Source organism: Streptomyces sp. SID12501, from assembly GCF_010550245.1.
Classification (GTDB): Bacteria; Actinomycetota; Actinomycetes; order Streptomycetales; family Streptomycetaceae; genus Streptomyces.
This window is the reverse complement of record NZ_JAAGLU010000020.1, coordinates 1-15,656: the sequence shown is the minus strand read 5'-3', so window position 1 is coordinate 15,656 and position 15,656 is coordinate 1. Positions and strand designations below refer to the sequence as shown.

18 protein-coding genes and 1 pseudogene are annotated in these 15,656 nt (G+C 68.2%); 13 read left to right on the top strand and 6 right to left on the bottom strand.

Annotated features, from left to right (window positions below; genetic code table 11):
* Positions 1 to 46 precede the first annotated feature (46 nt).
* A complete protein-coding gene (locus tag G3I71_RS23860) occupies positions 47 to 1,144 on the top strand; it encodes a barstar family protein (protein WP_164317074.1) in 1,098 nt (365 codons plus the stop codon).
* 149 nt (positions 1,145 to 1,293) lie between these two features.
* Here G3I71_RS23860 and G3I71_RS23855 read toward each other — a convergent pair whose 3' ends face one another.
* Both G3I71_RS23855 and G3I71_RS23850 read right to left on the bottom strand, forming a co-directional pair.
* Positions 1,294 to 1,851, bottom strand: coding sequence for a hypothetical protein (locus G3I71_RS23855; protein WP_164317072.1), 558 nt, complete (start codon positions 1,849 to 1,851; stop codon positions 1,294 to 1,296).
* Positions 1,851 to 2,054 carry a hypothetical protein gene (locus G3I71_RS23850; protein WP_164317070.1) on the bottom strand — a complete coding sequence of 68 codons (204 nt, stop codon included), beginning with the start codon at positions 2,052 to 2,054 and terminating at the stop codon, positions 1,851 to 1,853. The genes G3I71_RS23855 and G3I71_RS23850 overlap by 1 nt, the downstream gene beginning before the upstream one ends.
* Positions 2,055 to 2,060: 6 nt before the next feature.
* Here G3I71_RS23850 and G3I71_RS23845 point away from each other — a divergent pair, with 6 nt between their 5' ends.
* The 7 genes and pseudogenes from G3I71_RS23845 (at position 2,061) to G3I71_RS23815 (ending at position 8,600) form a co-directional block, all read left to right on the top strand.
* Positions 2,061 to 2,816, top strand: a complete 756-nt coding sequence (locus G3I71_RS23845; RefSeq protein WP_164317068.1) for a GntR family transcriptional regulator — start codon at positions 2,061 to 2,063, stop codon at positions 2,814 to 2,816.
* 131 nt (positions 2,817 to 2,947) lie between these two features.
* The gene (locus G3I71_RS23840; RefSeq protein ID WP_164317066.1) at positions 2,948 to 4,072 is read left to right on the top strand and encodes a TIGR03364 family FAD-dependent oxidoreductase; all 1,125 of its coding nucleotides are present in this window, start codon (positions 2,948 to 2,950) and stop codon (positions 4,070 to 4,072) included.
* A 7-nt stretch (positions 4,073 to 4,079) separates the two neighbouring features.
* On the top strand, positions 4,080 to 4,781 hold the full coding sequence (locus G3I71_RS23835; RefSeq protein ID WP_164317064.1) for a phosphonatase-like hydrolase: 702 nt from the start codon (positions 4,080 to 4,082) through the stop codon (positions 4,779 to 4,781).
* Complete coding sequence (locus tag G3I71_RS23830) at positions 4,781 to 5,836, top strand: ABC transporter ATP-binding protein (RefSeq protein WP_164317062.1); 1,056 nt, start codon at positions 4,781 to 4,783, stop codon at positions 5,834 to 5,836. Before G3I71_RS23835 ends, G3I71_RS23830 begins: the two co-directional genes overlap by 1 nt.
* A gap of 473 nt (positions 5,837 to 6,309) precedes the next feature.
* A pseudogene (locus G3I71_RS23825) lies at positions 6,310 to 6,705 on the top strand (ABC transporter permease subunit); the annotation flags it as partial.
* Positions 6,692 to 7,489 (top strand): ABC transporter permease subunit, encoded by a 798-nt coding sequence (locus G3I71_RS23820; protein WP_164317060.1) that lies wholly within the window; start codon positions 6,692 to 6,694, stop codon positions 7,487 to 7,489. The pseudogene G3I71_RS23825 and the gene G3I71_RS23820, both read left to right, overlap by 14 nt.
* A gap of 55 nt (positions 7,490 to 7,544) precedes the next feature.
* Positions 7,545 to 8,600 (top strand): 2-aminoethylphosphonate ABC transporter substrate-binding protein, encoded by a 1,056-nt coding sequence (locus G3I71_RS23815; RefSeq protein WP_164317058.1) that lies wholly within the window; start codon positions 7,545 to 7,547, stop codon positions 8,598 to 8,600.
* Between the two features lie 286 nt (positions 8,601 to 8,886).
* On the opposite strand, the gene G3I71_RS23810 is transcribed toward G3I71_RS23815, so the two are convergent.
* A complete protein-coding gene (locus G3I71_RS23810) occupies positions 8,887 to 9,207 on the bottom strand; it encodes a three-helix bundle dimerization domain-containing protein (RefSeq protein WP_164317056.1) in 321 nt (106 codons plus the stop codon).
* Between the two features lie 364 nt (positions 9,208 to 9,571).
* Here G3I71_RS23810 and G3I71_RS23805 point away from each other — a divergent pair, with 364 nt between their 5' ends.
* The 3 genes from G3I71_RS23805 to G3I71_RS23795 all read left to right on the top strand — a co-directional run bounded on the left by G3I71_RS23805 (position 9,572) and on the right by G3I71_RS23795 (position 11,266).
* Positions 9,572 to 9,784: a hypothetical protein gene (locus tag G3I71_RS23805; RefSeq protein WP_164317055.1), complete on the top strand. Its 213-nt coding sequence runs from the start codon at positions 9,572 to 9,574 to the stop codon at positions 9,782 to 9,784.
* A gap of 244 nt (positions 9,785 to 10,028) precedes the next feature.
* Positions 10,029 to 10,358 carry a transposase gene (locus tag G3I71_RS23800; RefSeq protein ID WP_164317053.1) on the top strand — a complete coding sequence of 110 codons (330 nt, stop codon included), beginning with the start codon at positions 10,029 to 10,031 and terminating at the stop codon, positions 10,356 to 10,358.
* Positions 10,346 to 11,266, top strand: coding sequence for an IS3 family transposase (locus tag G3I71_RS23795; protein WP_203731171.1), 921 nt, complete (start codon positions 10,346 to 10,348; stop codon positions 11,264 to 11,266). Before G3I71_RS23800 ends, G3I71_RS23795 begins: the two co-directional genes overlap by 13 nt.
* 69 nt (positions 11,267 to 11,335) lie before the next feature.
* On the opposite strand, the gene G3I71_RS23790 is transcribed toward G3I71_RS23795, so the two are convergent.
* On the bottom strand, positions 11,336 to 11,758 hold the full coding sequence (locus G3I71_RS23790; RefSeq protein WP_164317051.1) for a hypothetical protein: 423 nt from the start codon (positions 11,756 to 11,758) through the stop codon (positions 11,336 to 11,338).
* Between the two features lie 176 nt (positions 11,759 to 11,934).
* Between G3I71_RS23790 and G3I71_RS23785 the strand changes: the two genes are divergently transcribed.
* Complete coding sequence (locus G3I71_RS23785) at positions 11,935 to 12,831, top strand: hypothetical protein (protein ID WP_164317049.1); 897 nt, start codon at positions 11,935 to 11,937, stop codon at positions 12,829 to 12,831.
* Here the strand turns inward: G3I71_RS23785 and G3I71_RS23780 are convergent, their stop codons facing one another.
* Together G3I71_RS23780 and G3I71_RS23775 are read right to left on the bottom strand one after the other, a co-directional pair.
* Positions 12,832 to 13,020 carry a hypothetical protein gene (locus G3I71_RS23780; protein ID WP_164317047.1) on the bottom strand — a complete coding sequence of 63 codons (189 nt, stop codon included), beginning with the start codon at positions 13,018 to 13,020 and terminating at the stop codon, positions 12,832 to 12,834. It lies immediately after the preceding gene.
* A complete protein-coding gene (locus G3I71_RS23775) occupies positions 13,008 to 14,060 on the bottom strand; it encodes a radical SAM protein (RefSeq protein WP_164317312.1) in 1,053 nt (350 codons plus the stop codon). Before G3I71_RS23775 ends, G3I71_RS23780 begins: the two co-directional genes overlap by 13 nt.
* Positions 14,061 to 14,463: 403 nt before the next feature.
* Here G3I71_RS23775 and G3I71_RS23770 point away from each other — a divergent pair, with 403 nt between their 5' ends.
* Positions 14,464 to 15,552, top strand: a complete 1,089-nt coding sequence (locus G3I71_RS23770) for an NB-ARC domain-containing protein (RefSeq protein WP_164317045.1) — start codon at positions 14,464 to 14,466, stop codon at positions 15,550 to 15,552.
* The last annotated feature ends 104 nt before the right edge of the window (positions 15,553 to 15,656 follow it).

Here is a 15,656-nt window from a genome sequence, read left to right as displayed (position 1 = left end):
CCCGGCAGTGCGGAAAAGGGCTGCGCCACGGAAGCCGGGTCCGGGCATGATTTCCACCGTGGATGAGGACAAGAACGATCGCGGGCGGGCACGGTACACGCTGACCGGGACGGAGCACGGCCATGCCTGGGGCGTCTGCGCCGAGGCGAAGGGGCTGTTCGGGGAACCCCGGCGTGGGACATACGAACTGTTCGGCTGGGTTGACGAAGGAGCCGAGGTCCGCGGCTGGGCCGGCAGCCGGGTGTGGTTGGTGCCGGAGGACGAGGCACTCGGGCCTTGGCTGCTGGAGGACGCGGAGAGCGTAGGGCAACTGCTCGCGACAGACAGCCTCGTGCTCACCGGTCCGGACGACTACGAAGGTCCGCCCGATGGGCACAGGGGTCCCGTCCGAGTGCACGACGGGCACCGGTGGCTGGGCTCCTGCCGGGAATTCGCCCGTGTCCTGCCGCCCGAGCAGGTGGCGCCCCCGCTCGTCCTGCGGGGGCTCGCCCCGGGTGATCGGCTGCGGGCAGCACTGACGAAGGGCACCCGGCGGGCACTGGACCTGGAGGAGGCCGCCCTGGAGATACAGGACGACCGGGGCGAGCCGCTCACCGAACGACTGCTGTGGGCCCAAGTCAGCACCTGGCGCCCATCCCCCTACGGGACGAATCTGATCGACCTGGAGCTCCACGGCGAGCTCTTCACGCCCGTTCCCGAATACGCCCGGCCCATCTGGGAGCGATGGTTCGCCGGGCCGCCGGACACTCCGGGTGCCTGGGCCGGCCTCGACACCCGCCGCCGCGGGGCCTGGCTCGATCTCGTCCGAGAACGAGCCTGCCGACGCACCCACCACGACCGGCCCGCGGATCACACCTATGAACTCGACGGCCGGCACATCACCGACGAACCGGGCCTCTACCTGGCGCTCGGCGAGGCGGTGAACGGGCCGGGTGGCTACTTCGGCGGCTGCCTTGCCGCCCTCGACGACTGCCTGCGCGGTACCTTCGGCTACACCGCCCCCGCAACCATGCTCTGGCGGGACGCCGCGACCGCACGCGAACACCTGTCCCGGACCCGCACACCGGCCGGCCGGCCCTACAACCTGTTCGCCGGACTTCTCGATGTCCTGGCCGAGGGCGGCATGCACGTCACCCTGGCGTGAGCGAGTCCCCGATGCCAGGCACCGGCGCCACCGCCTCGTCCGACGTGGCACTACCCAACAGGGCCCCTCACCGGCCCCTGAGGGTCTTCGAGGCGAACGCTCGCCACAGCAGCAGCCGCGTCCGCCCGGTTCAGCCAAGAGCATTGGGGCTAGACGGTGACATGTGCGTAGACCAAGGGCTTGGCCACCTCGCTCTCGTCGACGGTCAGCAGGGCGGTTCCCACGGTGTCGCTCTGCTCGGGGATGTCCGCGTAGAGGCCGGCGAGGTGCCCCTTGCTTCCGATCTTCCAGGGAAGGTCGACGGAGTCGATGTCGTCCTGGTCCAGGACGGCGTCATCGGCCGTCAGGTCTCCGGTGGTCTTGTCCAGGGAGGTCAGGAACCCCTTGAGGCCTGCGGCGGTGGTGCGGAAGCGCAGGTAGAGGTCCTGGCTGCTTTCCGCGCTGCCGTCGCCCGGGACCACCAGGTAGGAGGCCTCCCGGGCGCCGGCCGGCACCGCGAGCCGGAAGGTCTTCTGGAGCGCGGCGCCGGGGACGCCGCGCTTCTCCCCCGTGGCGCCCAAGGAGGGCCCGGGAATCGTCGGGGTTACGGACACCACCGGCCAGACCACCACCGCGACGGCGGCCAGCAGCAGCACACCGCACAGCACGACCAGCAGCGGCACGGCGGGTCCCCGCGAGGCGCGCTCCTGGCGCGAGGAGTGCGGCATCACGGCTTCTTCCTCATCTTGGACGTCCCCCGGACGTCGTAGTCCCAGGCTAGTACCACGGTGTGCAGATGGGCGATCTCGGGCTGGGCGATGTCGTAGCCGAGCACGCCGGGGATGCTGATCTTCAGATTCGCCCGGTGTTCACTGGGCACACCGCATGAGGCGGATGTCCCGTCGGAGCCGGTGACCGTGTCTGCGACCATCCTTGTGTGGACTACCCGAACGACCAGGCCCCGGGCGCACCCGTCCGCTCCGGGATCCCGGAGCACGGCCGTGTGCCGAAGTACTACGCCGTGAAGGCGCGGATCGACCGCCTCGTGAGCGAGTTGGGGGAGGGTGACACCATCCCCACCGAGCGGGATCTCTCCGAGCGGTACGAGGTCGCCCGCGAGACGGTCCGGCAGGCGGTGCGCGAACTGGTGTTGGAGGGCAAGCTGCGCCGGCAAGGCCGCGGCACCGTCGTCGCGGGGCCCAAACTGGAGCAGCCGTTGTCCTTGGCCAGCTACACCGAGGGCGTGCGCCGCCAGGGCCGTACCCCCGGCCGTACGCTCGTCACCCTCGACTGCTTCCCGTGTCCCGAACCGCTCGCCGCCGAGACCGGCCTCACGCGTGGGGAGCCGGTCTGGCACCTGGAGCGGGTGCTGCTGGCGGACGAGGAGCGGGTCGGCCTGGAGAGCACCTATGTTTCCGTGGCCCGCGTCCCCGACCTGGACACCGCCTTCGACCCGGACTCGTCCTTCTACGCTCACCTCTCCGAGCGGGGAGTCGCCTTCGGCGAGGCTGACGAACGCATCGAAACCGTCCTTGCCACCCCGCGCGAGGCATTGCTCATCGGCACCCCGCCCGCCCTGCCCATGCTGCTCATCCACCGCATCTCGCGAGACGCGGAGGGCCGCCCGCTGGAGCGCGTGCGCACCCTGTTCCGAGGCGACCGCTTCTCCTTCACCGCCCACCTGCAAGGCTGAGAGCCACCTCCTCTCCACACCGCAATAAGTAACTAAAAGATAACGGGTCTAGCCCAAATGTGACAGCTCGTTCACGCTCTCGTCGGCAGCCGGATTCCTCCGGTTCCCCGATGCCGAAGAGCGTTGCGGTCATGAGAGTGATAGTCGTCGGAGCCGGCGTGGTGGGCACCATGCACGCCTGGCACGCAGTCGAACGCGGCCACGAGGTCGTACAGATCGAGCGCGAGACCGAGGCGCGCGGTGCCTCACTGCGCAACTTCGGCCAGATCTGGGTCAGTGGCCGCGCGGGCGGTGAGGAACTGGACACCGCGCTGCGGGCCCGAGAGCTGTGGGAGGAGATCGGTGACCGTATGCCGGCGCTGGGCTTCCGCCCCAACGGTTCCCTGACCCCGGTCCGCGGCGACCTCGAACTCGCCGTCGCCCAGGCCGCTGTAGCCCGCCCGGATGCCGCAGCCCGCGGCTACAAGCTCCTCACCCCCGGTGAGGCCCGCGCCCTCAACCCCGCGCTGCGCGGCGAGTTCGACGCGGCCCTGTACTGCGAGCGCGACGCGGCCGTCGAACCACGCACCGCCCAACTCGCCCTGCGTGCCGAGCTGCTGAAGTCGGAGCGCTACACCTTCCTGGCCGGCCGCGAGGTCCGCGACGTCATCGGCGAGAGGGCCGTCCGCGACGACCACGGCGATATCCACACCGGCGACGTCGTCGTCCTGTGCACCGGTGCCTGGCTCGGCGGCCTGGTCCGCGAACTGGCCGGTCCGGACCTGCCCGTGCGCCGGGTCCGCCTCCAGATGATGCAGACCGACCCTCTCGGTGAGCCGATGACCACCTCGGTCGCCGACGCCGACAGCTTCCGCTACTACCCCGCCTACACCTCGCCCGCCCTGGACGAACTCAACGCCCGGCAGGCGCAGGCGGAGACGGCCGCGGAGCACGCCATGCAGTTGCTTCTGGTCCAGCGGGCCGACGGCGGCCTGACCATCGGCGACACCCACGAGTACGAGCACCCCTTCGCCTTCGACACCCACGAAGCCCCCTACGAGCACCTCGCCGGCGTCGTGGAGTCCCTCCTCGGCCGCCCGCTGCCGCGTATCCGCCGCCGCTGGGCCGGGGTGTACGCGCAGTGCACCGACAAGAACCGGGTCGTGCACCGCCAGCAGGTGCGCGACGGCGTCTGGCTGGTCACCGGGCCCGGCGGGCGCGGCATGACCTGCTCGCCCGCGATAGCCGAGACCACCGCGAACGAACTGGGCTGGTGACACCCTCATGATTACGACGACCCTTACCGACATCCGCCTCGTCGTCCTCGACATGGCCGGCACCACCGTCGCCGACGGCGGACTCGTCGAGCGCGCCTTCGAAACCGCCGCCCGCGAGCTCGGCGTCGAGCCCGGCACGGAGGAGCACGCCGGGAAGCTCGCCTACGTCCGCGCCACCATGGGTGAGTCGAAGATCTCCGTCTTCCGGCACCTGTTCGGCGACGAGGACCGCGCCCAGCGGGCCAACGCCGCCTTCGAGGAGGCGTACGGCGAACTCGTCGACGGCGGCCTGATCGCCCCCCTCCCCGGCGCCCGCGAGACGATCGAGGAACTCCTCGCCGACGGCCGGAGCATCGCCTTGACCACCGGCTTCGCCCGCGTCACCCAGGACGCCATCCTGGACGCGCTCGGCTGGCGGGACCTCGTGCCGCTCACGCTGTGCCCCGCCGACGCGGGCGGGCGCGGACGGCCGTACCCCGACATGGTGCTGGAGGCGTTCCTGCGCACCAAGGCCGCCGACGGGGTACACCAGGTCGCCGTCGTCGGTGACACCTCGTACGACGTGCTCAGCGGCGTACGGGCCGGTGCGGGCCTCGTCGCCGGGGTGCTGACCGGAGCCCACGGCACCGACGCCTTCCGCGAGGCGGGCGCGACCCACGTCCTGGACTCCGTCGCCGGCCTGCCCGCCCTCCTGCGGAAAGCCGGCTGATGGGTACCGGCGGAATCCGCTTCGACGCGGTCACCGTCGCCTACGACGGCAACGTGGTGCTCGACGCCCTGGACCTCACCGTCGAACCCGGCGAGGTCATGGCGCTGCTCGGGCCGTCCGGATCCGGCAAGACCACCGCGCTGCGAGCGGTCGCCGGGTTCGTACGGCCCGCCGCGGGGCGGGTGTTCCTCGGCGACCGTGACGTCACCGACCTGCCCCCGCACCGGCGCGGCATCGGCATGGTCGTGCAGCAGTACGCCCTGTTCCCGCACCTGCGGGTCGAGGACAACGTCGCCTTCGGGCTCCGGGCCCGTAAGGCCGCCCGCGCCGAGATACGACAACGGGTAGCCGAGGCGCTGGAGATGACCAGCATGGGCGGCTACGCCCGCCGCTACCCGCGCGAGCTGTCCGGCGGCCAGCAGCAGCGCGTCGCCATCGCCCGCGCCCTCGCCATCCGCCCAGATGTCCTCCTCCTCGACGAACCGCTGTCCGCGCTCGACGCCCAGCTCCGCTCGGGAATGCTCGCGGAACTGGCCCGTCTGCACCGCGAACTGCCCGATGTCTCCTTCCTCTACGTCACCCATGACCAGGTGGAGGCGCTGACCCTCGCCGACCGGATCGCCGTGATGGACCGGGCCCGCCTGCAGGCGTGCGGCACCCCGCGCGAGCTGTACCGGGCCCCGGCAAACGCGTTCACGGCCTCCTTCGTCGGCAACGCCAACCTGCTGCCCGTCACCGTGGGTGCCGGGGAGGTGGCCTTCGGCCGCGCCGCGCTCAAGGTCGACACGGCGGGTGCCGCGCCGGGTGCCTCGGCGACGCTGTGCGTCCGCCCGCACCTCGTCGGGCTCGGCGACGGCCCCAACCGGCTCACCGGCACGCTGGCCGAGATCCAGTGGCGGGGCGCCACGCACCGGCTCTACGTCGACGTGGAAGGCCACCGCGTCATGGCCGACCTGCCGGAACTGCGGGACCCGCCGGCCCACGGCGAGACCGTCACCCTGCACTTCGCTCCGGAGGACGCGGTATTGCTGCCCGCAGGGGTGAACCATGGCTGAGGTCGCGCAGAAACCGCGGGTCGTCCTCGGCCGGCCGAAAGGCTCTCCGCGTCCCCTGAAGGCGCTGATGTGGGCCCTGCCTCCGGTCGTCCTGCTCGCCCTCGTCTTCCTCTACCGTTCCTGTGGACTGAGCGGGAGTGAGTCCGCTCAGCCGCGCGCCCCGAACGGTCTTGGGCGAGCTGGTCCCCGGCGTACTCGACCCCGGGTGGCGACACGCATCCTGTGCGTGGTCCTGGCCCGGGAGGCCAGTTCCCTACACGACCTGGCCATATAGATACAGCCAGAGGCGACGAGGAGGCCCTGAACCATCACACCGGTGGAGCAGGGGCCCCGCACGCTGACGCCGTACCCCGCGTCCCAGATCGCACCGTCACGCTAACCCAAACAGCCCAGGGCACCGCAAGCCCGGAAGCCGACCATCACACGATCGAGCTAATTCGACCTCGTGCGCACTCCTTGGAGAGCAGCTGCAACCCTGGGGCGTGCTGCTCGCGGAGATCACGTACTTCACACCGTTCGTGATGCGCCCGTTGCTCGCCGCCTTCTCGCAGCTCGACACCGGCCAGCTGGAAGCCGCCAGTTCGCTGGGCGCCCGTGCTCCCCGCATCATCCGACAGGTGATCCTGCCCGAGTCGCTGCCCGCCCTCGCGGCCGGCGGCAGCCTTGTCCTGGTGCTGTGCCTGAACGAGTTCGGGATCGTGCTGTTCACCGGTGCGAAAGGAGTCACCACCCTGCCGATGCTCGTCTACAGCAAGGCGATCCTGGAGTCCGACTACCCGGGCGCCTGCGTGGTCGCCGTCGTCAACATCCTGATCTCCGTGGGCCTCTACGGCCTCTACCGGATGGTGAGTCGCCGTGCTGGTGCATAGCCGCAGGGCGAAGTGGGCCGTGTGGGCGGTCTTCTTCCTCCTCTTCCTTCCCCTGTTCGCCCTCCCGCTCCTCGTCGTCCTCGCTGCCTCCTTCGCCACCCACTGGTCCAGCGTCCTGCCCTCCGGCTTCACCACCGCCAACTACGAGACCGCCACCCGTGGTGAGGCCCTCCAGGCCCTCACCACCAGCCTGGTCACCGCTGTCACCGCCAGCCTGCTCGCCCTCGCCGCCGGCACCTGGGCCGCCCTCGCAGCGGCGGCGTCGAGGAAGCGGTACCGGGCAGTGCTCGACGCCCTGTTCGTTCTGCCGGTCGCCGTGCCCTCGGTCGTCGTCGGCCTTGCGGTCCTGGTGGCCTTCTCCCAGCCGCCGATGCTCCTCAACGGCACCCGCTGGATCGTGATCATCGCCCACTCCGTCCTGGTCACCGCCTTCGCCTACCAGTCGGTGTCCGCCGCGATCACCCGCCTCGACCCCGCCTACGAGCAGGCCGCCGCATCCCTCGGCGCGTCCCCCGCCCACGTCCTGTGGCGGGTCCGGCTGCCCCTGCTGCTGCCGTCCCTGACCGCCGCCGCCGGCCTCTGCTTCGCCCTGTCCATGGGCGAGCTGAGCGCCACGATGATGCTCTACCCGCCCGACTGGACCCCGCTGCCGATCCTCATCTACGCCGCCACCGACCGCGGCGCCCTGTTCACCGGCTCTGCCATCGCCGTGGTCCTGATGGCGGCCACCCTGCTGGTCCTGCTCGCCGTCTCCCGCATCCGCACCAGAGCCTCGTACCGCTAGTCACCGTCCATCCACGCGATCAACCGGTCACCCACCGCAAGGAGTTCACCTCGCCATGCCCAAAAACACCCTCACGCTCGCGGTCGCCCTGGCCCTCGCCGCCACCCCGCTGCTCTCCGCCTGCGGCGCCACCTCGGCCGCCTCCGACGAGAAGGTCGTCACCGTCTACAGCGCCGACAGCCTCAAGGGCGAGCGCGGCGACGGCTGGTACGACCAGGTCTTCAAGGACTTCGAGAACGAGACCGGCATCAAGGTCGAGTACGTCGAGGGCGGCTCCGGCGAGATGGTCCAGCGCGCCGTCCGCGAGAAGGCCAACCCGCAGGCCGACGTCCTCGTCACCCTCCCGCCCCTCATCCAGCAGGCCGACAGCAAGGGCCTGCTCCAGAAGTACGCCCCCGAAGGCGCCGACCAGGTGGACGCCGCCGACAAGGCCGTGAACGGCACCTGGACCACCGTCGTCAACAACTACTTCGGCTTCATCTACAACAAGAAGGACCTGAAGCACGCCCCCGCTGCCTGGGAGGACCTGCTCGACGGAAAGTACGAGAACAAACTCCAGTACTCCACCCCGGGGGTCGCCGGCGACGGCACCGCCGTACTCATCAAGGCCATGCACGACTTCGGCGGCGAGAAGCCGGCCCTGGAGTACCTGAAGAAGCTCCAGGCCAACAACGTCGGTCCGTCTGCCTCCACCGGCAAGCTCGCCCCCAAGGTCGACAAGGGCGAGCTGCTCGTCGCCAACGGCGACGTCCAGATGAACTACGCCCAGTCCAAGTCCATGCCCAACCTCGGCATCTGGTTCCCGGCGAAGGAGGGCGGCAGGCCCACCACCTTCGCCCTGCCCTACGCGGCCGGCCTGGTCACCAAAGCCCCGCACGGCGACAACGCCAAAAAGCTCCTCGACTACATGCTGGGCCGGAAGGCGCAGCAGCAGGTCAGCGAGATCGGCGGCGGCTTCGCAGCCCGTCGGGACGTCAAGGCCACCGACGCCAACGCCATCGCCCTCACCAAGGTGATGGACGGCGTGGAGGTCTTCGAGCCGGACTGGGACGACATCGACAACAACCTCACCGCCTACATCAACGGCTGGAAGTCGGCCACCGGCAGCTGATCCGTCCGACTCCAGCGGCACGGGTGAAGACGGGAGTGAGCGGCGCGTCACGCGGAAACCCTCCCTGGCCTGCCGCGCCCCCGCGCCGAAGATCAATATGGTCAATCGCCCACCGGGTCCAGGCATGCAACGCGAGCCTTCCAGACGGAGGCGCAGATAGGGCCTTCGCCGGGCCTGGGGAATAACGAGAACGTTCACATACCCGGGGCGTTGCGGCGTACGGATCAGGCAGGGCCATGGCCATGGCCGGCAGGGTGGTGCGGCTGACAGGCACCGGCAGAGAGGGCTATGCCGAACGGGTCAGGGCGACTCGAACCCTTCGACAGGCCCTCGTGATCGAGTGGCCTCGTGCCCCGTCGGAATGCTCGCGAGTCAGAACCGTGGGATCGGAGCGCCGGGTGAGTTGCCGTAGCTTGGTACGGCTGCTGTGCTCGACGAGGATCGGCACGTAGGTGGGGATACGAGCGTTGCTGAGCGGCCGGTAGGAGTCCTGCACCACATCCCGCACGATCGCAGCCGTCAGCAGGTCGGCGTAGGAGGTCGTCAGTCGGTCCGTCAGCGCCTGAATAGCGTCAGGTACCGCGGCTTCGGCCGTGTTCGCGCCCATGGGGCGCTCCTCACTGTCGCAGACGGCCGAAGCCCGCGGCAGCCGATCAGTGTCCAGGTGCCCGGTGTCGGCCTGTCCGCTTCCCACACTTGCACGGATCACGCCCGTGGAACGAACTACCGGATCTATTCATCACCTCGCCATCTCGAGTCGGTCGAGCTGCGGACCGGGCGGCCGAAGGCCCGTGGTAAACAGCAATCCCGGTTGCCTCGTTCACACCATCAGCAGTTCTGGAGGGCGGGGTGTGGCTGCCGATTCCGGCGTGGAATGTACGCGACTGATCGGCGCCGTCCGGGGAACCCGGCAGGTAGCGGCGCAGCCACCGGGATCACGCGCGGTTCGTCGTCCACCTAGGGGTAGACAGATGCTTGCATTCGTGGCCGCCGCGCTCTTCGCCATCGCCTTCATCATTCGTGTCACCGAGACGTCGACCGACGTGATCTTCAGCCCGACGAGCCTCATGCTCGTCGGGCTTGCCTTCCTCGCTGCGCACTCGGCCGGATTGGGGTCGGGCTGGTCCACCCGGCGAAGCTCCACCCGAGGCAATTCCACCCGGAGAAGCGGAAGTCGACGCTGAGCAAGCGACGCGTTCCATCCTCTCACCGACGGATCCGAACGCGAAGCTGCCGTGAACTACCCACCAACCGAGGCAAGTTGAGCCCGGATCAGGCGATCACCGCCTGCAGTCGGCGGTTGTCCCCACTCCGCGAAGGAGCGATGGGGCAGAGTCCTCACCCCCGCTCACCTCGCGACTGGAGCACCCGGTCGCTGTCCCTCCCCTTGTAACGTGGAGTCCGTGAATGCAGGGGAAGTTGAGGTTCATGGGGTCCAGGCAACGGACGTACACACCTGAGTTCCGTGAGGGTGCTGTACGCATTGTGATCGAGACGGGCAGGCCGATCCCGGAGGTCGCCGAGGAGCTCGGCGTGCACTCCGGCACGCTGCACAGCTGGGTGTCGCGGTGGCGGCGCAACGGCTCTGCTTCCTCCGACCGGCCCGCGCCCGCTGCCTCCGGTGGCCGGCTGCGGGAAACCGAGCGCGCCGAGCTGGAGCAGCTGCGGCGGGAGATGAGCGCGAAGAACAAGCGGATACGCGAGCTGGAGATGGAACGTGATGTCTTCAAACGCTGCATGGCCTTGTGGGCGAAGTAGCTGCGGCGGACCCGGCCCAGGTGGCCGGGGTGATCAGCGACTGCAAGGCCGAGCAGGACATTCCGCACACCCTGACGTGCCGTGCGCTGGGTGTGAGCGAGTCCTGGTTCTACAAGTGGCGCAACCAGCCCGTCACCGCTCGCGAGGTCCGGCGCGGGAAGCCGGCCGACGCGATCCGGCAGATCTTCGATGAGCCGGGCGGCACGTATGGTTCCCCGAAGGTCTGGATCACGCTCGTGCGCCAGGGCTGGAGGGTGTCGCTGAACACCGTCGCCAAGCTCATGGCCGAACTCGGCCTGGCCGGACGCAAGATCCGAAGGCGCCGGGGGCTGACCAGGCCGGGCAAGCGGCCCGCGTTCCCGGACTTCGTTCGCCGCGACTTCAGCGCCACCGCTCCCGACCAGGTGTGGGCTGGGGATATGACGGAGATCGTCACCAGCGAGGGCAAGCTGTACCTGGCCACCGTGATCGATCTGTTCTCGCGCCGCATGCTCGGCTACGCGATGGGCGAGCGCCACGACGCGGAGCTGGTCGTCGCCTCCCTGCATATGGCCGCGGCCACCCGCGGCGGCGACGTCAGGGGCGTGATCTTCCACTCGGACCGCGGCAGCGAATACCAGTCGCGGCGCTTCAGACTGGCCTGCCGCCGGCTCGGCGTGACCCAGTCCATGGGCCGTGTCGGCTTGTGTTTCGACAATGCCGTCAGCGAGGCGTTCAGCAGCGTGCTGAAGGTCGAGTACGTCCACCGGCGCACCTTCACCACCCGCACCGATGCGCGGCTGAAGATCGCCACCTGGATCACAGGCTTCTACAACACCCGTCGGCTACACAGCGTGTGCGGATACCGGAGCCCGATCGACTACGAACGAGACCATCAGGCCGACCCCACAATGGAGTTCGCCGCTTGAAAGATCTCCACGGCGCAAGGGGATTGACATCCAGCAGAACCTCGCGCTCAGGTGATACCGCCGACGTCACTACGCGTCACTATCCGCAGGGAGCGGACTATGCCCGAAGCTGATCCCGCCGTTCACGGTGTCCGCCTGAATCACCGTGGCCACGCGGGCGTTCCCCGCCACCTCGTTGTGCACGCCGCTCAGTCGAGAAGCGAGTCCCAGCCGGGCACTGGCGACATGAGTCCAACTCTCCAAGGCCACCGCGAAATCGTCGTTCCGCGCTGCTTCCTCGAGGATGAGCCCGGCGAGCACCTGGACCTGAGCCGGATCCTGCGGGTCGACGGGTAGCACGTCGCCGTCAGAGGTTCTGGGTGAACATCGAACGGCCCGCCGTGCGAGCTCGAGCAGTGACATCCACGCCTCGCGCCCTGCCTCGGTAGCGGCACCGGTTGCGGCCGCGGTCACCACCACTGCCACCGCCTGTGCCGTTGACGCGTCGAACATGGGCTCCCCTTCCCTCTCCGACCCCTTCAAAATAGCGCCTTTTGACTGCCTCGGACAGAGGTCGAAGCTGTGCCCCGGCCAGCCCGCGGCGAGGAGTGACGAAGGAGCCCTGCGGGTAGTCCCATGGTCGACTTGCAAGGTTTCGCATCATCCGCCGCCGACCGCGAGGAGATGCTATGGGTACGGGTTCTGTGGAGGCCGCGCTGGCCTCTCTGCATGTAGACGACAGCTCGATCAGGCTCGACTGCTCTGGCGGGTGGTTGCGGATGCACCGACACCGACTGTCGGTGTGCGGCGTCCATGTGGCGACGCCGGAAGAGGTGGCGCACGGGGGATTCGCGGAGCATGCGATCGTGCCGGATGCGCCTGTGCCGCTGACAACCGGGCGGCTCGAGTGCGTCACACCGTTCCTGGCTGCTCCCGGGACGCCCGCAGGCCTGTGTGTCGGCTTCGGGAGACTGAGCCGCTCCCACCACCGGGTGGTGACCGCCGCCTCGGAGGAGGCCGCCAGGCCGGACTTCGTACCCCACTACGGTTCCCGCTACGCGCTCGGCCCGCATTCGGGGCGACTGGTGGATGTGCTCACGGCGCGGGGCGGCACGCGGACTACCACGGTGATGGACCCGCGCATCGCACGGTATTCCGAGCCCAATGTGGCCCGCTGGGTGGGTATGCACTACGACAACGCATGGACCAGTCAGGGAGAAGGTGAACGCTATCCCCGCAGCGTTCGTGTTACGTGCGCGGATCGACGCGTCATTCACAACCTGGGGCCGGGCGCCCGGTCACTGGTCTTCTCGCTGAACATGTCTGCCCTGCATCTGTCTGACAAGGTCAGCCCCGGCGATGGCAGCAATATACCGACTGCCCAGCAACTCCGTGAATTCCTCATCAAAAATCCGGCTGAGGTGTCGAAAATCGTTTGTGTCGTCTGGACAATCGAGGTGGGAGATCTGGTCGTCCTGCCTGCCGGACTCGCACTGCACGACGGGTCGATGGAGGGTCGCCGACATTCGTCCAGCGCCTTAGTCTTCGCCGGAACATTTCCGCGGGGTGCGTTCTCCCGGAATTGATCAGGTGCCGGAACGGCTCCACGTTTGGCTCATCGACTGGAACTTGTGGAAGACGAGGCCACCGTCGCGATCAGGCGGGGTGCCTATCCGGGATATCGGCCGCAGAAGCCATTCGAGCTGCTCCGCATTGGCGAGCAGGACATCTTCGAGATTTGAGTCCGGGTTATGTTGGCTGGTCAGGGTTGGCACAGCAACGCTCCTTCGGTCTTCGCTTGATGGAGGTTTCGGCAGAAATTCGTCTCGGTACCATCGAGCCGCCCAAGCTCGAAGTACTTGTTCGCCGGCCAGCTTCCGCCGCAGGCGACGGCATAGGGGCAGGTTCGGCGACACGCATCCACACCGGCGAGCGCCTCGCGGACCCACGCAACCGAGCCCGCCCTGCTCAGCAGATCCTCAAGAGGGTGCCGCAACACGTTGCCTACCGTGAAAGCCCCGTGCCTTGGATGTCGGAATCCCGCCAGATCCGGGGACATGACCGTTACCTCTCCGTTGTACGACACGGTAGGAATGGGCTCCACGGGCATACTCAGGACCTCCGCTGCACTGATCCCCGATCGAACCGCGTCGTAGCAGTTCGCCACCGACTCGAGCTCCCGCAGCCGCACCACGGGGTTCGCCCGCCACTGCGTAAAGAGTTCGGCGAAGAAGCCCACCCATTCGCTTTTGCATGCCGGTGAGTCTTCGCCATGGGAGCCCTTCCTTTCCTCAGGCAGGATTCCCAGTACTTCAGTTCCGATGTCGCAGGCGTGGGCGTAGACCAACCGAGCGACCTCGGGCGCCGGATCGCGCACCACGGAAAGCATGTGGAAGGGGATCCCTCGACGTCTCAGCACCGCGATCCCGGCCTCGATTCTTCGCCAGGCGGGGCCACCCCCGCGTGTGACCCTGCCCGAGTTCATGCCCCGTGGCCCGTCGGTGCTCACGGACACCTGAACGTGGTACCGGTCGAACAGGTCGCACCAGACCTCATCGATCAAGGTTGCGTTCGTCTGGATGTGATGAGCGGTGCCGGGAGGCCAGTCGGAGAGCAGTTCCTCGAACTTCCGGACACCGACTGCGAGCGGCTCTCCCGCGTGCCAGAGGACCCCCATCTGGTGCCCGGAGTCCCTCCAGCGGGCCACGGACTCTGCGGCGGCACGATTGACGGCGGTCGGCATGTCAAGGCGCGCCCCCCGGTCGGGCAGGTAACAATATCTGCAATTAAGATTGCACAAGGTTGTCGGCTGCATCACCAAGACGGACGGTCGCAGCCCAAGAGCCGCCCCGCTGTCACCGCCGGACGCGGAATGCACGCACACCCTCCTATGGTCGTCGTACAGGGAGCGTTGTCATGGAACGGTGACGCAGCCGAGCGTGTCAATGGCACCGGCAGCAGGACTACGCGGAATGTGGCGGTCCGCTTCTTCACGGCCGTGGACAGCGTTCCATGGGCCCCGTACGCTGAATCCCCCACATTCGGACGATTGATGCGGCCTCATGACAGATCGTGTTGATCCACATCCATCCAACGACTCGTGCAATGCCTTTCCCGGTACCGCCGACAACGTCGTCCAGGCGCGACAAATTCTTGGTGGTGTGCACTTCCACACCGGACGCCCCACTCGGATGACGGCGCCTCGTCAGCTTCCCCCAATGCCAACCCATTTCACTGGCAGAACGGCCGAACTGGCGCGGCTCGAGGCGTTCCTCACAGCTTTTGATGCCGGTGAACCGGCAACCCTGCTCATCACGGTGCTCGTTGGCGCCGCGGGAGTCGGCAAGTCGACGCTGGCCATCCACTGGGCCCACGCTGTGCGCGACCGCTTTCCGGACGGTCACCTGTACCTCAACCTGCAGGGCTACGACGCCAGCCCTCCGCTCTCCCCCCACCAGGCCCTGGAGTTTCTTCTCGTGAGTCTGGGTGTGCCTCCAGGCAGCATCTCGCCGGACCTGGACGCCAGGGCGGCCCTGTACCGCCACGTTGTCAGCGGGCGACGCCTCATCATCTTCCTGGACAATGTGCGCAGCGCCGCTCAGTTACGTCCCTTGCTTCCCGGCACGTCAGGATCCTTGATACTCGTGACCAGCCGAAGCCAGCTGTCCGGTCTTGTCGTCCGCGAGGGGGCCAAACGTATCGTCATCGGCCCACTTGCCCCCCAGGATGCGACTGATCTGATGCGGTCCATCCTGAGCAGGGAACGCGTCGATGCAGAACCCGTGGCGTCCGCCAAACTGGTGAGCCATTGTGCCCATCTCCCCCTGGCCCTGCGTATCGCGGCCGAGCGGGCGGCAATCCACCCGCTGTTGCCCATAGAGGCCCTGGCTTCCGAACTCGAGTCCGGAAGCCGGCGGTTGGACGTCCTGACCACGTACGACGACGACGAGACAACGGCGGTCCGTAAGGTGTTCTCCTGGTCGTACCGCGATCTTTCCCCAACGGCTGCGCGGACGTTTCGACTTCTCGGGCTGGTTTCAGGACCCGAGATCAGCGTGCTGGCAGCCGCGGCCCTCACCAGACTCCCGCCCGATCAGGCCGCCCGCGTCCTCGGCGGGCTGTCCAGCTTGCATCTCCTCGAGGTGGCGGGCCAGGATCGCTACCGGTTCCACGACCTGCTGCGTGACTACGCCCGCGAGTGTGTGTACGAAGAATCCGAGCAGGACCGCTCTGACGCTCTTCGACGGTTGCTGACTTGGTATCTGTTCACAGCCGAGGAGGCCGCTAGGGCCTGTGTGGAGTTGTGATCAAGGCTGTGATCCGAGGTGTCGGATCCAGAGGAGGCCGGCACATAATTCGAGTCCGGCCTGGTAGCTTTCAGGCTTTTTGTCGTAGCGGACGGCGAGACCGC